The sequence below is a fragment of the Sulfobacillus sp. TH-112 genome (genome assembly GCF_057473405.1).
Genome location: NZ_JBYCKN010000167.1, coordinates 1 through 12,676, shown reverse-complemented (window position 1 = coordinate 12,676; position 12,676 = coordinate 1). Strand labels below are relative to the sequence as shown.

Genomic DNA, 12,676 nt, shown 5'->3' with positions numbered 1-12,676 from the left:
CGTGGTTGCCAGTAACTTCCACGTGTCATAAGCAGGGACGTCGACGAGCCACGGCGAATATCACCGTATCGCTATCAGAAGAAAAGAAGCACTACACACCCGATAACGATTATCGTAGAAACGATGGACCCCAAGGGTGACGATGATCACCAGGATCAATACGAGGCCGCTCCAGACACGGCGACGGAGGACGTTATGGGGCCTCACGAGAATCCCCCGTATGCGCGAGGAGGAGGGGCCAATCCCCCGGCGTCACCCCGATCATGGCATCATCAATGGTGCCGCTCTGCCCGTTAACAAACACCGTATAGGTATAGAAAAATTGGCATCGGCTGGGGCCCGGCATGCAGGCGCTGCGCTGGACTTCCCAATCGCGATGCAAGTATCCGTGAAAGACGACCCATGTCGTCGTGACGTGTTCAACCTCAATCGTGGTGTTGACGGGCTTGTGGCCGTCCCATTGGGCCCCGACGCCTTGAGCCTCCTGACGGCTCACGCGGACATGCACAGCCGTCAGATAAAAGCCCATCCCGCCACCGAGCAAGACCAAGATTAAGGCTGAGAATACGAAAACCCGTTGATGAGCCCGCATATCATCAGCCTCCGTTACCAATATCATACTATGATTCGACCTGATAAGACCACGGAAACGTCGTGGCTCCGACCCAATATGAGGCGTAGGGGAAATAGTATTGTAAGTTGACCGTGGCCGATGCATCGTAGAGCCCGGTTGGTTGGTCGTTGTTCGTATAAAGACTAAATTTGGAGTCCAATCCATTATCCGTTGATGCACTAATGTACTCTTCGGACGCGGGAGACCAATCTCCGCTTTCATCGACAGACCAATTGGTCGCATCTCCCGTTGCACTCGTAGAGGACGTCGGGAAGGTATAATTCACGCCAAATCCATCGTATTCGGCGCTGACTGTCCATGTGCCGTTGCTTCCTTGTGAATAGGGGTAGAGCGCCGTCTCATAGACCTCGCTTTGATCCGAATCGGCCGCCATGGTCACTTGGGTAATGTCAAAACCACTATCGGCATTCGTGGCATAGGAATTGGCCCACCACACACGATAATTAAACAGCGCCGTTTGGCCCTGATAAATGTCCGGGTTTCCAACAATTTGTGCATACAGCGCGGGTTCAGAGGGTTCTTCACCGCAATTCGACCAGCCCTCGCCATCAACATAAGCGTTGCTACTCGAAGGGGAACACCCGTCGCCCGGACCCACAACACCTAAATTTGTCTAGATTCTGGGGACCACTATAATCCCCACACTAAATGACCAAGCTTTCCATGTCGCGGCCCATGGACTGAAGAGTCGCTTTGGGCCCGAACACGGCGCATCCCATCGTGACGCGTACTCCGACTGGAGCGTCACCTCGGCACTGCTCCGGACGTTATATTCATGACGGCAACTGGAAAACAAGCGAGGAGGACCCCATGAGGATATTCTCACGTTGGGCATTCACTGCCATAATCTTTGCAGGTAGTCTCACCTTAACGGCTTGTGGCACCAGACACCCGCATACCGCCTCGCCCGCAGAGATTTCGGTCACCAACGCATCTTCAGTATTACCAAATGTTACTGTGCACCACACAAAGTTGACAGGGTTTTCTCCGATTCAAGTAACGGTAGCTAACCGGTCCGTGTGGCTTATCGGATTTCGCCGTCAGCACCTGGTCATCGCCAAAACGCGGTCCCGTGATGACCAGTGGACCGCCATGACAGTGCCCTCACTGACGTGGTCTCGGTTTAACTACCCGACTGGGAGCATTTACTTTACACCTCAAATGGACTTTATCTCCTCCACGAATGGATGGATAGCCTGGCGACAGCCGAAAAATCCGCAAGTGTCCATCGTGTCCACCACGAATGGGGGCAACACATGGACACAGACGACATTTCCGATTTCGGCCACGGTCAATAACGTAGCCGAAATCACCTTCGTGAATCGCCATGATGGATGGATCGTCTTGGAATCCACGGGCTTTTCCGGGCAGTCAGAAAAGTGGATCTATCAAACGACCGATGGGGGCCGCCATTGGCGGTGTATTATAGATCCTACGCAAAGGCAATTCTGGATTGGGACAGCCCAACATCTGACCTTTCAAACAGATCAAACCGGCTGGTGGCTCCTTAGCAACCCAAACGATTCGGGGACATTCTTGTACCGCACCACCAATGGCGGTAGGACGTGGAAACGCGATTCGGTTCCCCTGCTTCCCGGAAGTACGGACTCTACGGACGTCGCGGGACCAGTTTTTTCTTCCACGCATATCGCCCGCTTTCTTGTCACCGATAACACCTTGAACAGTCAAGTGGTGACTCAATATCAGACCACCACAGGAGGCCGGTCCTGGATTCCCAGACGTCTTATGCGCGTTTCCTCACGGGATACGCTCAATGGATTGGCGATGTCTACCCCCTCGACCAGTGGCGTTTTTATTAATAATCAGTTCTATACATCGATGGACACAGAGACGGGTTGGGGCACCGCTACGGATACGAATTTACCAAAATTCTTAAAGGCGTTCCCCAATGTCCAACAGCTTGTCGTTACATCCTCATCGACTTCGTGGGTCATTCTGAAAAAAGAACCGCACGGGGATACTCCCCCAATCACCGTGCTATTGGTGACCCATGACGGTGGTCGACAGTGGGTACCAAAAAATCAGTGAGAGGCGATGATTCCTCTCACTGATTTTCTCATTATGCAACGTAATATTCGGCTTCAGGAGTATTCGGGGTTCGGGTAGATAGAATGATGACACCAGCCGATTCCGGATCCCGTGGTGGGTACACTACAGGGCAAGGAAATCTTTACCATGAAAGGACTGGTGTCTCATGCCACAGTATACCCGTTATATTGGCTTCGACGTGTCGGCTGACACGATTGTCATCGCTGAAGCCCGTCCCGGGCGCGATCGCGCCCGGGATCTGGGAACGATTCCGTATCGCCTAGAGAGCGTCACTCCCTGGGTGCGCCGTCAGCCGGATGCCTCCACCCTCCTGATTTGCTATGAAGCCGGTCCGACAGGCTTTGGCTTAGCCCGCCACCTGCTCCGTTTGGGGGTCACCTGTGAGGTCATTGCTCCGGGGTTAATTCCGCATCGCGCCACGGATCATGTGAAAACGGATCGGCGCGATGCGCGGAAACTGGCAGAAGATCTGCGCGCGGGCAGCCTGACCGCTGTACATTTGCCCTCTGAGGATGAAGAAGCCTTTCGTGACTTAGTCCGGGCGCGCGAAACGACGGTCGAGGGCCGGCGCCGCCTTCGGCTTCGCATCAAGAGCGCGTTACTCCGCTGGGACATTCATCGGCCCGACAAAATGCTGGCCTGGCGCCCCCGCCATCGCCAATGAATTCGCACCCTGAAACCGACACCCGCCCCCCGTGAGATTGTGTGGGATGAAGCCTTGGCGCAACTCGATGAACTGGACACGCGGCTTACACGGTGGGATCAGGCGATCCAGACGGCGATGATCACCCATCCCTTGCACTCGCTCATGGCTGCACTCCAAGCATTACGGGGAATCGACTGGGTGACAGCGGCCACCTTAGTGGCCGAATGTGGAGACTTTAGCCAGTTCTCCCATCCTCGACAACTGATGGCCTTTACACGCGCCCGCCTATACCGCGGTGGGTCGGGAACTATGCGGATATGTTTGGGAGGTGGCTGTCTGGATGCGGGCCACACGGCGTGCCGAAGAGACGCCTGGTCTTGTGTCAAGTCCAATCCACTGAATTGGTCACTCACAAAGTTGTAATAGGTCACGCCCCGCCCCATGCCAAAGTATTTGGGATTGCTCCCCGCATGCAGGGTACGAACAGGCACCACAAAGCGCATCCCGTCGGCAGAGGCCACGTCGCCGGATCCCCAGAACTGGGCGAGCGGAAGCTGGCCATGGTAGTCGACGAGGGTGGCATTGGCGGCCGCCAACGTCTCGGCGCGGATATAGTTTTGCGCGACCCAGGTTAGCCGGTCGCGGGCGAGGGCGGGATTGGCCACGGGATCCCAGCCGATATTGCAGGCTTGCGTCAACACGACGGCACACACGCTGAGGGCCAAATCCTGAATCCGGTCAGCCCCTTCACTGACATGGGTAAACGCCTCCGCAAACCCGGTCCACCGATGGACTTCCAGGAGCAGCTCGGGTAACGTGGCGTGGGGCAACAACTCGATGATCTGTTGCCGGAACGTGCGCAACGCGGGGGAGTCCTCGAGGCGGTCGAGCGGCGTAAGCACCACACGTGGACGGATCGCAGCGGATTCGATACGGACCGCCGGATTGTCCGCCCAATGCGCGGCGGTTTGGCGATGGGCCGAATCGAGCGCCTGGGCTAACGGGGCGAGCGCCTCGGCGGGGTCGGAGGCCCAGCCTAAAGTCCTCAGCACATGCGGTTTCGCGGCGTCCCAGGCGATCCCTTGCAGTAGTTGGGCTCGGGGATCCCCATAGTGGGGACTGCCCGGATGATACAGGTCATGACGCCGGAGGGCCTCCCAGGTGGTACGATGAGTTCGCGAAGTTGCGGGTCGGCTAGCTCGGGCACTTGCCGCCCGCGGCGAGAATTTCCATAATCAGCGACGCCGCATAATGGGGCGAATCACGCTCAATATATTCAGCAGCAGCTTCGAGGTCGCTCAACGCTGCCACGGTCCAGTTTACTTGTCGCTCCATTTGGCCATCCGCCGCTCAACCTCTTCGTGGCTCAGCACCCGGCCGGCGCGCACGTCCTCCAGACCCCGCTCCACCTTCTGCTGCACGTACAGGTGATACTGGACGTCCTCCACGGTGCAGTCATCCGGCAGACGCTCAATCAATTCACGCAGCTGTTCTTTGGTACTCGCCATCGCCTAATCCCTCCTCACATACCCTCTATTTCTACTCTCAGTGTACCACGCTCCTCAGACACGGCCGAAATGCGGCTGATGCGTTCTCGCCCCCAATAATACCGTAGGGGATACCGTAGGGGTGGCAGATATTACGGAACTCCCGGGGATAAGACCACGTGCGCGCGACTGACCAGCCGATGGATGAACGTATCTTCCGCCTGAATTCCTTGATGACCGACGGCTTGGCGGATGAGATGGCCCGTGGCCGTGGATGCTTGGTACGCACTGATCCAGGATGGTGATGGGCCTGCGGCCGTGCTGCCGGTTGATTTCACAACCTTGAGGACGGATGGGTCCGATTTCACCAACTGTTGATAGGCTACCTTGGCTTGGGCGACCGTCGGATCGAGCCCTTTCTGCTTCGCGATTTGCGCCAACACCACTTGCTGAATGACCAATTGGACTGCCTGCGCCTCTAGTTGCCGGCCTGTTTTCTTTACGGCCTTGGGACCGTGCTGGTTCTTTAGCAAGGCCTCCGCTTGAACAATGGCGTCTCGATGAATGCCCACCCCATTGACCCGCGCGACAATGGCCGGCAGGGGTGTTGATCGCGTCCCCGAAGCCCCATTCGTTTGAACCGATGCGGAGCCGCATCCCGCCAGCAAGATCAAGCTGGCAAGTAACGCGCCCATTGACCACCATTTCATAACAGTCACCTCATTCGCCATTCTATTCGTTGTCTACGGTGCCTATTGTGGCCGTCTTAGTCTAGATAGTTCGACATTCAATCCCATTGGAGCATACTCGCTGTCGCCATGCAATTGGCTCGGTTTATCGGCCGGCGGGTCCTTACGGCAGATACGCCCCAGAACAGTGGTTTCTCCCCTCAGCTCAATCGTGAAACGGGTTCTGAATGGTGACAGACCCGAACTTCTGTCCATGATTCAGATCCTCGGTCCACAAAACCGATGCCCCAGCCACCTGCGCGGCTATCACAATTAAGGCGTCCCACCACGACAATTGCCAGCGTGGCATCATCGCCAATGCTTCGATGACGTCGCCCACTTGCGGGGAGATAACCCGCCATCCGGCGGAGTCGAAATCCTCAATGACCCGTGCGGATTCGTCCAGCGTCAACGGAACGGGCACGCGCCGCGTCACGACATTGACCCATTCTTGCAGCACCTGAATACTGACCGCGCCCGTGCCATCTTCGGTCAGGCGAGTCAGGAGGTCCCGTGCGACCGGGTGACGGCGCTCATCGCGACGATTGTGTGCGTACACGAGGACATTGGTATCGACAAACTCAACGGTCATAGAGGTCATCGCGTGTCCCATAGGGCCGTTCGCCTCGCAGTCCGAAGTCGTAGCCCTTGGACAAGCGTGCGATTAAACGAGCCGCCGCCGCCGAACGCTCCGGCGTCCAACGCTTTAGGGTCTCCTGAATAAAAGGCAACGCTTCATCGGGCATGCCATCGATGAGCTGCTTCAACTCTTCGCGAGTCGCCACCGGCCATCCCTCCTTGCCCATATTATAGCGGATGGACCGGTCATCACGACCCAATAAACAATAACTGTCAAAAAATTATGCTAAGTTCCTAACCGGCCCTTTAGTGCCTTAAGACCGCCGATTCCAGGGTATATCAATATGCGTTCCGTTGGTCTGCCACAGCAGCACAAATTCCTTCATGGGAATTCCGATCAATCATACAATCCGGTTTTGCCTTCCGATGATAGTCAGACTTGATCCATCATAAAATCCGGATACCCATAATTAATAGCCAAAATTTGATCAATACCACGGTGGTGGTTAGCGGTTAATGGAAGACTGGGATGATGCCGCGATCACGACGTTGTTGCGTACGAGTTTGGTAGTACGGACGATGTCTGTTCCTTCGTATGCCACGCCAATGCTGACCGAAGTGATATCCTCAGGTGCACCACCAAAGGTGCGATACAAAGCATCCAAAAATCCTACTTCGGCTAGCGTGTGAGGACGCGGGGAAGGATTTGAACGCGGATGCGGCACCGTTCGAGGAAACAGATAGATACAAGGCGGTGGCACTTGGTATGGTCCCACGGCAAGACCTTCACCTATTGCAATTTTAGGGCATCTGCGGCCAATAGTGCCGCAGATCTCATCCCAGACAACCAATCCATCAACGTGCTTGTTTCGACTTACCATTTCCGCACTTAGACGCACATGGATCCCTGACCACACGTTATGGCGAGGATCTGCCGCCGCATTCTGGCAAAGGCTCCAGATGATTAACTCGTCTGCGTTTGCAGGTCGCTCAAAAATGGTCGTGTTGTTGCCATCCAAACAGCCTTTCATTTCAATAGCAGCCTGACGACCGTCCGGCAAGTGGACTAAATAGTCATGGCGATCATGAGACTCTGTTGACACCCACTTTGTTATCGTGCCCTGAGTTTTCATATATTCTAACATCGTTTGGGCAAAAGCCCGTTCAGCAGTCATCGTGGCCGAAAACTGCCCACGAATTCGCTCAATGGCTCCGCGAAATAAGCCTGAATTATAAAATTCCTCGGCGCTTAACCCATGCGTACCTAGCTCGTGCGCGTGCATCCGCAGTTGTTCAGCATATTCCATTGCGGGGTGGTCTTCGTGGATTTCAGAAGGGGCCAGTCCGCCAGCATGTCCGACCAGCATGTACCAAGGCGTTATCGCACCCAACATTAGTGGAGCCTTCTCGACATTCTGGCAATACTATAGCGACCAATCAACCGGGGCCACACCAGATTATAACGCTGCAGCTTCCTTATCATAATGCACTGCAATAGAACTATCCGGACGGTCACAGGGGGATTGACTGCCATGACCGTCCGGAGTTTTTTGTCTGCCACAACGTCGTTCCGTGAGGCGTCGACGTCCAAACCCATCCCACCCTTGACGTCACAAGATCTGCATTCTGTCCATCCAGGCTTTTCGTCGCAAACGGCACCGTATAGGCTTGCCACGTGACGCCGCCGTTTTCTGTAATCCATACCTGATGATGAGCAAACCCCCATCCAGCGCGGGAACTGACCCATTGATTGAGTTCTAATGCCATGGGAAGACGGGGGGATTGACGCCACCCAGAAATTCCTTCTGAAGATAGCGCATAGGACATTTGCGATGACGCGCCCGTAGTAAACCATTGTTCTGGAATTACCACCCCTTGCGAAGTAGGAATTGCACCGTCTAGATACAATTGCCAAGTATTTTCCGGACTCGGATGCGGCAAAGACGCTAGACGCCAGGTGACCCCGCCGTCGGTCGTAACCCAGAGCGGGGTCACGTTGACAATGGGTAAAAATCCGACTGCGTAGCCCGTCGTTGGCGAAGCCCATGTCACGGCACTTACCGAGTAGAAGTTAAACGTCGCATCGATACGTCGCCATCCCTTTCCATCTCTTTGCAAATCCCAGAGATCAATCGTATTGTGAGCGCCCGACGTTTCGAGGATTGCTTTGGACCCAAACCACGTGAGATTAATGATCGCCTCCGAGGAGTCGAGAGACGTAAATGGCAGATGCGTCACAACCGATTTCCAATGCTTACCGCTATCGCGACTCACAAACACCATAAGCCGATGTGAATGCGCTGTCCATTGCGCAATCCAACTCTCTCTCGAACTATGCCCTGTAAGATAGCTTGTTCGGTTGAATCTAGGACGGCCCAGTCGCTCTATCGTGTCCCATGATTTCCACCCGTTACGGGTCCAATCGACCGCGCCGTGCGCTGTCAATAACCAACCCTCGCGTGGAGAGCTCATCACGACGGCATACACAGACATGGCATGCGTCCGCACAGAGGTCGTATTATCCCCCAATGTGGTCAGGACCAAAGCTACCAGTCCCGCTCCTAATCCTAGTGTCCATCGCCTAATACTCATGAGATAGACCCCCGCATGCTATCGTATCATCCGTCGTCGGTCGATATTCGTAGCCCAAGTCTCGCCGCGCCACAACGACAGTCGGCGGATGAGTATCTCCGATCGCCAGGCGAATTTGATGCACCAGGTGATAAACTTCTTGGTGGGTACCCCACAACACGCCCACTTCAAACGCGATGTTCCCGATAAATTCATAGGAGATGATTTCATTTGGATGTTGCAGAAAATAACTAAGAACACGCGCCGCGTGTTTGGGAAGAGGGAAAAAACATCCGTTGCGGTGTACGCCAATCCGTTTCTTGTCAAAATACCATTTCCGCGCTTGACCTGGTATCACATTCACATGCACATCGTGCATTGGGACTGCCTCCGTCCAACAATATAGGTATTGTCGATATCTCACTAAAAACCCTGTCGGTGATATAACGTTTTCGTGCTTTTTATGGTTACGCAATGGTCCGCGGCTCCGATCCCCACTCAAATCTCTGGGTCAATGATGATATCAATTCGCTGCTGGAGTTGGCCAACGACTTGCCCATAGACAGGCAACAAAAAAAGGCCGGGGATCCTCAGCCTCTAGTTTGATTGTACTCGTTGTGTTAATGCGTGTCCGGTGAGGGTTATCCGCCTCGTTCCACCACCCATCCCTTCGGGTTCGCCCAGGCCGCTAAGGCCGACAAATCTTGATCCATCTCTAACGGCACGCGTACATGGGGCGATCGGTCTTGACCGGGAAGTCTCATCCAGGGCCACCGCACATCCTGCACCAACCGCTCTAATTCCGCCACCAGTCGCACCATATCCTCATCGGGACCCGTCGCTAACTGCCCGACGGATTCCGCCGTGTCATCGACCCAAGACACGAGGGCCATCCATTCGTCATCATACGCCTCGTCGACGGGCACGATCCGAATGATCGGTATGAGATCACGCATCAGCGGATCCCTCGCTTTGGTTGCTCTCCAGTGGTTGATGATTACGACACATCGCGCCGGCCCTTGGCCTGTTTGACGGCGTGATGTAGCTGCTCGAGCGTCGTCACCTCAGGATGATTTTTCAACCATTGACCCCATTTGGCGTAATCTTCGCGGACGAGCACATCGCGGACTTTTTTACTCGACGCGTCAACCTGGTCGCAAATCGGCAGGATGAGGCGATCCCGCAATTTGCGGCCGAGAAGATCGTGAAAGGTCGTCACCGCTTTTTCCGGGCCGATGTGCCGCGTGAGGAGCCAGCGCATCGTATAGGCAATTTCGCTATCGGTGGCACCTGAGGCGTGTTGCCATTGTCGTATCGTCTCTTGAGGAATGTTGGTGAGCTCCGTAAAGTGTTCCCACAGATAGTCATTCAATTCCGATTCAGGGATTTTCACGGATTTTTTCGTCGAGCGTATCTCGGGTTGTGCACGGTCGATCGCCGATGAAGGCACTCGCTCAGGTTCTTCAAGATCCACATCCGCGACAAAGACGTCGTCGTCGCCGGCGTCTGCCATCCCCGTTTCTGCCGACGACTCGGTCGGGTCCATTTTGTGCCAGGATACGTTGTGGGCCTCTCCTTGCGTCATCCAGACCGCTTCATCGAGAGTGATGGAGGGGTCATACCATACGCCTAATTGGTCGGGTGTGACCCAGGCCAACACCGCTTTGGGGCCGAGCAATGCTCGGGCCACGTGGACGGCTCGACGCCGTACCGCCGGTGCCCACTCCGGATTCATCGCCGCCAGCCCCTCAATTTCCCAGATGTCGCCCCGCCCCGACTCGTGTTGCACGCGTTCCCACGCGGCGGTCAAGCCCGCTCCAGAAGCGGTATCCCACCACGACGCGGGCTCTTGGTTGCCCATCATCCAGGTCAGCCAGCGTGGCGGCGCTATGGCACTATCGGTTTCCTCCGTGTCAGCCTCTTCGTTCCAATCCATCTCCGTCGTGTCGACTCCGGTGTCAAGTGCCGCCTCTTCATCCATCGGGACTTGCAGCTTCGACCAGGCCTCCGTGTGTGACAGATCCTCCGCCGACGGGATGGCGTCCGCAGTGGCCATCGACGGGCGACGCGATGGTAGGGACAATTGAGGTTGACGCGCCAAATGGGTTTGTTTCACCGACTCATCGTAAATCGATTCCCACGGGATGGTTTCGGCAAGAAAGGCTTGTTGCGGCGAGCCATCCACCCACCAACGACAGACCACATGATGTTTCGGCAAACGCATAAAAAGTGGACATCAGCTATCACCTCAAAAAAACACAGGCCTTGCCGGCGGCAGGGGAAGCACGACAGAAACTCAGCGTGAAACTCTTTGATCGTGTCGACCCAGGGGAGAACCGGGTCAGTCTTTCTTCGATACCCAAATCCCGCAAGTCACCGAGAAAGCTGGCTGTCCTTGAACGAAGGTGTCTAGCCGGTGAAATCAACGACATCAATTCCTGCAATAGACATACCGCATGGCCCCGGCCACCACCTCTTCTATACGAAGGCCCCCGTCAAGAGAATGCCTGGTATTTCTCTAGCGCCCGCTAGGGGTGTTCAGGAATGGAGATAGTCTGTCCAGAGACTACACGGATCCGGGCGATGCTCGTCTGAAATTCTTCGCGGCCGACACTCGGAGGAAACGGCCATGTGGGATTATTCCATTGGGTTTCCCAATAGACATATCGATGACGCCCGATAAGAGTCGGCTGGAGTGGGGGAGAAAATCCTTGATATTGAATGGTCATCGGGGTCCCATCAACCATCCCATCTAGGGCGATCGCTTGAATCGTGGGGGGATGAGACCCGGTATACGTGATCACCCAACTACCGGCTAGCGCACTCTGCGCGACAGATTGCACCGGTTCAAGTGACGCCACCACGAGGCTGTGAAATCCCTCGTTGACCCCGTGGTATTGAATCGCATGGGGATACGCCCGGGCGGGAGGAATTTGTTGTAATTTTTCCATGGCCTGGTGGACGGCCGCCCTATGGACATAATACGACCGGCTAAAGACGGCCATAACGATGACGGCCATCGCGATGATGGCAAAAAGCAGACGCCGTTTCATTTTTTGTCCTGACGCCTCCTTCACTTTATCGACAACGATACCCGTTCGCCGCGACACATCATGGATCACGCCTTTTCATACCCATTATAGTCGGTCATACCCTTGATCATTATGTCTGTTGATCGGACTCGTATCATGCTTACCTTATCGAACTCAAACTTTACGCGCAACTCCCTTGAGGCGGCGCGTCTTCGCGTTATTGAGACGACTCAACACGCTATTGATGTTCATCACCTTGACATCACTGGGATAAGAGACGGTCGCGCATGCCGCCTCTTATCCTCAAACCCACACTCCAAATACTCAGCTCCACATCAATGTGTCGTACGTCGGATCCTTTACGATCGATATGCCTCGTTATCTACGTTGGGGCGCTATTGGGACTCCAATTTAAAGGGCCGAGATACCATGTGTGTTCTTCGGATGTTCCTGATACGGTCATAGCAGCCGTATCGTACCCGATCGTAAACGACGGGGTAATTCCCGTCCACGTTTGCGTATAATATCCATCTAGGTCGCCTGCGTTCAAGTCGTTGGGACTGAAATCAGGATTGCTTACGGTGACACCCCCATCAACTTGGTCCAGGGCATACTCGACCGTGTTTTTATATTGCGATTGCGGTACGGATACTTCATATTGGTTAGAGCTCGCTGTCACCAATTGCGTAGGAAAGTCTTCTGTTTCCCTCGAATTGTCGACGTTGACGCCGATAGCACTGCACGGTGCCGTATTTTCTCGGGACGCTTCATCAGGCCACCATGTTAAAAAAACAAAGGCCCTGCCGGCGGCAGGGCGGACTCTATTATCGCTTTCCTATCTACACGTTGATCTATCTTGCTTAGTATGGTACCGTTTTGTGCATGGATACTATCAATACGGCCTCTCAGTTAGGACAATTACGACGCGG

Annotated in this window: 16 protein-coding genes and 1 pseudogene; 3 read left to right on the top strand and 14 right to left on the bottom strand. The window is 54.9% G+C overall.

What is annotated here, in order from left to right; genetic code table 11:
- Nucleotides 1-193: 193 nt before the first annotated feature.
- Together ACOJWD_RS11880 and ACOJWD_RS11875 are read right to left on the bottom strand one after the other, a co-directional pair.
- Nucleotides 194-592, bottom strand: a complete 399-nt coding sequence (locus ACOJWD_RS11880) for a hypothetical protein (RefSeq protein WP_486993442.1) — start codon at nt 590-592, stop codon at nt 194-196.
- A 28-nt stretch (nt 593-620) separates the two neighbouring features.
- Nucleotides 621-1,232, bottom strand: a complete 612-nt coding sequence (locus ACOJWD_RS11875) for a hypothetical protein (RefSeq protein ID WP_486993441.1) — start codon at nt 1,230-1,232, stop codon at nt 621-623.
- A 212-nt stretch (nt 1,233-1,444) separates the two neighbouring features.
- Here ACOJWD_RS11875 and ACOJWD_RS11870 point away from each other — a divergent pair, with 212 nt between their 5' ends.
- The 3 genes from ACOJWD_RS11870 to ACOJWD_RS11860 all read left to right on the top strand — a co-directional run bounded on the left by ACOJWD_RS11870 (nt 1,445) and on the right by ACOJWD_RS11860 (nt 3,773).
- A complete protein-coding gene (locus tag ACOJWD_RS11870) occupies nt 1,445-2,683 on the top strand; it encodes a WD40/YVTN/BNR-like repeat-containing protein (protein ID WP_486993440.1) in 1,239 nt (412 codons plus the stop codon).
- A 166-nt stretch (nt 2,684-2,849) separates the two neighbouring features.
- On the top strand, nt 2,850-3,368 hold the full coding sequence (locus ACOJWD_RS11865) for an IS110 family transposase (RefSeq protein WP_486993439.1): 519 nt from the start codon (nt 2,850-2,852) through the stop codon (nt 3,366-3,368).
- Nucleotides 3,369-3,485: 117 nt separating this feature from the next.
- Nucleotides 3,486-3,773, top strand: a complete 288-nt coding sequence (locus ACOJWD_RS11860; RefSeq protein ID WP_486993443.1) for a transposase — start codon at nt 3,486-3,488, stop codon at nt 3,771-3,773.
- Here ACOJWD_RS11860 and ACOJWD_RS11855 read toward each other — a convergent pair.
- The 12 genes and pseudogenes from ACOJWD_RS11855 to ACOJWD_RS11800 all read right to left on the bottom strand — a co-directional run.
- Nucleotides 3,752-4,252: pseudogene (locus ACOJWD_RS11855) on the bottom strand (Tn3 family transposase); the annotation flags it as partial. The gene ACOJWD_RS11860 and the pseudogene ACOJWD_RS11855 sit on opposite strands and share 22 nt — an antisense overlap.
- 292 nt (nt 4,253-4,544) lie before the next feature.
- Nucleotides 4,545-4,685: a hypothetical protein gene (locus tag ACOJWD_RS11850; protein WP_486993438.1), complete on the bottom strand. Its 141-nt coding sequence runs from the start codon at nt 4,683-4,685 to the stop codon at nt 4,545-4,547.
- A complete protein-coding gene (locus ACOJWD_RS11845; protein WP_486993437.1) occupies nt 4,670-4,858 on the bottom strand; it encodes a hypothetical protein in 189 nt (62 codons plus the stop codon). The genes ACOJWD_RS11850 and ACOJWD_RS11845 overlap by 16 nt, the downstream gene beginning before the upstream one ends.
- A 131-nt stretch (nt 4,859-4,989) precedes the next feature.
- The gene (locus ACOJWD_RS11840) at nt 4,990-5,547 is read right to left on the bottom strand and encodes a hypothetical protein (protein ID WP_486993436.1); all 558 of its coding nucleotides are present in this window, start codon (nt 5,545-5,547) and stop codon (nt 4,990-4,992) included.
- A 184-nt stretch (nt 5,548-5,731) separates the two neighbouring features.
- Nucleotides 5,732-6,166 (bottom strand): PIN domain-containing protein, encoded by a 435-nt coding sequence (locus ACOJWD_RS11835; protein WP_486993435.1) that lies wholly within the window; start codon nt 6,164-6,166, stop codon nt 5,732-5,734.
- Nucleotides 6,147-6,350, bottom strand: coding sequence for a hypothetical protein (locus ACOJWD_RS11830; RefSeq protein ID WP_486993434.1), 204 nt, complete (start codon nt 6,348-6,350; stop codon nt 6,147-6,149). Before ACOJWD_RS11830 ends, ACOJWD_RS11835 begins: the two co-directional genes overlap by 20 nt.
- A 300-nt stretch (nt 6,351-6,650) precedes the next feature.
- The gene (locus ACOJWD_RS11825) at nt 6,651-7,538 is read right to left on the bottom strand and encodes a hypothetical protein (protein ID WP_486993433.1); all 888 of its coding nucleotides are present in this window, start codon (nt 7,536-7,538) and stop codon (nt 6,651-6,653) included.
- A 118-nt stretch (nt 7,539-7,656) separates the two neighbouring features.
- Complete coding sequence (locus ACOJWD_RS11820) at nt 7,657-8,736, bottom strand: beta propeller repeat protein (protein WP_486993432.1); 1,080 nt, start codon at nt 8,734-8,736, stop codon at nt 7,657-7,659.
- The gene (locus ACOJWD_RS11815; RefSeq protein WP_486993431.1) at nt 8,726-9,094 is read right to left on the bottom strand and encodes a hypothetical protein; all 369 of its coding nucleotides are present in this window, start codon (nt 9,092-9,094) and stop codon (nt 8,726-8,728) included. Before ACOJWD_RS11815 ends, ACOJWD_RS11820 begins: the two co-directional genes overlap by 11 nt.
- A gap of 262 nt (nt 9,095-9,356) precedes the next feature.
- The gene (locus ACOJWD_RS11810; RefSeq protein ID WP_486993430.1) at nt 9,357-9,671 is read right to left on the bottom strand and encodes a hypothetical protein; all 315 of its coding nucleotides are present in this window, start codon (nt 9,669-9,671) and stop codon (nt 9,357-9,359) included.
- A gap of 41 nt (nt 9,672-9,712) precedes the next feature.
- Nucleotides 9,713-10,939 (bottom strand): hypothetical protein, encoded by a 1,227-nt coding sequence (locus ACOJWD_RS11805; RefSeq protein ID WP_486993429.1) that lies wholly within the window; start codon nt 10,937-10,939, stop codon nt 9,713-9,715.
- Nucleotides 10,940-11,243: 304 nt separating this feature from the next.
- On the bottom strand, nt 11,244-11,768 hold the full coding sequence (locus tag ACOJWD_RS11800; protein WP_486993428.1) for a hypothetical protein: 525 nt from the start codon (nt 11,766-11,768) through the stop codon (nt 11,244-11,246).
- Nucleotides 11,769-12,676: the final 908 nt, after the last annotated feature.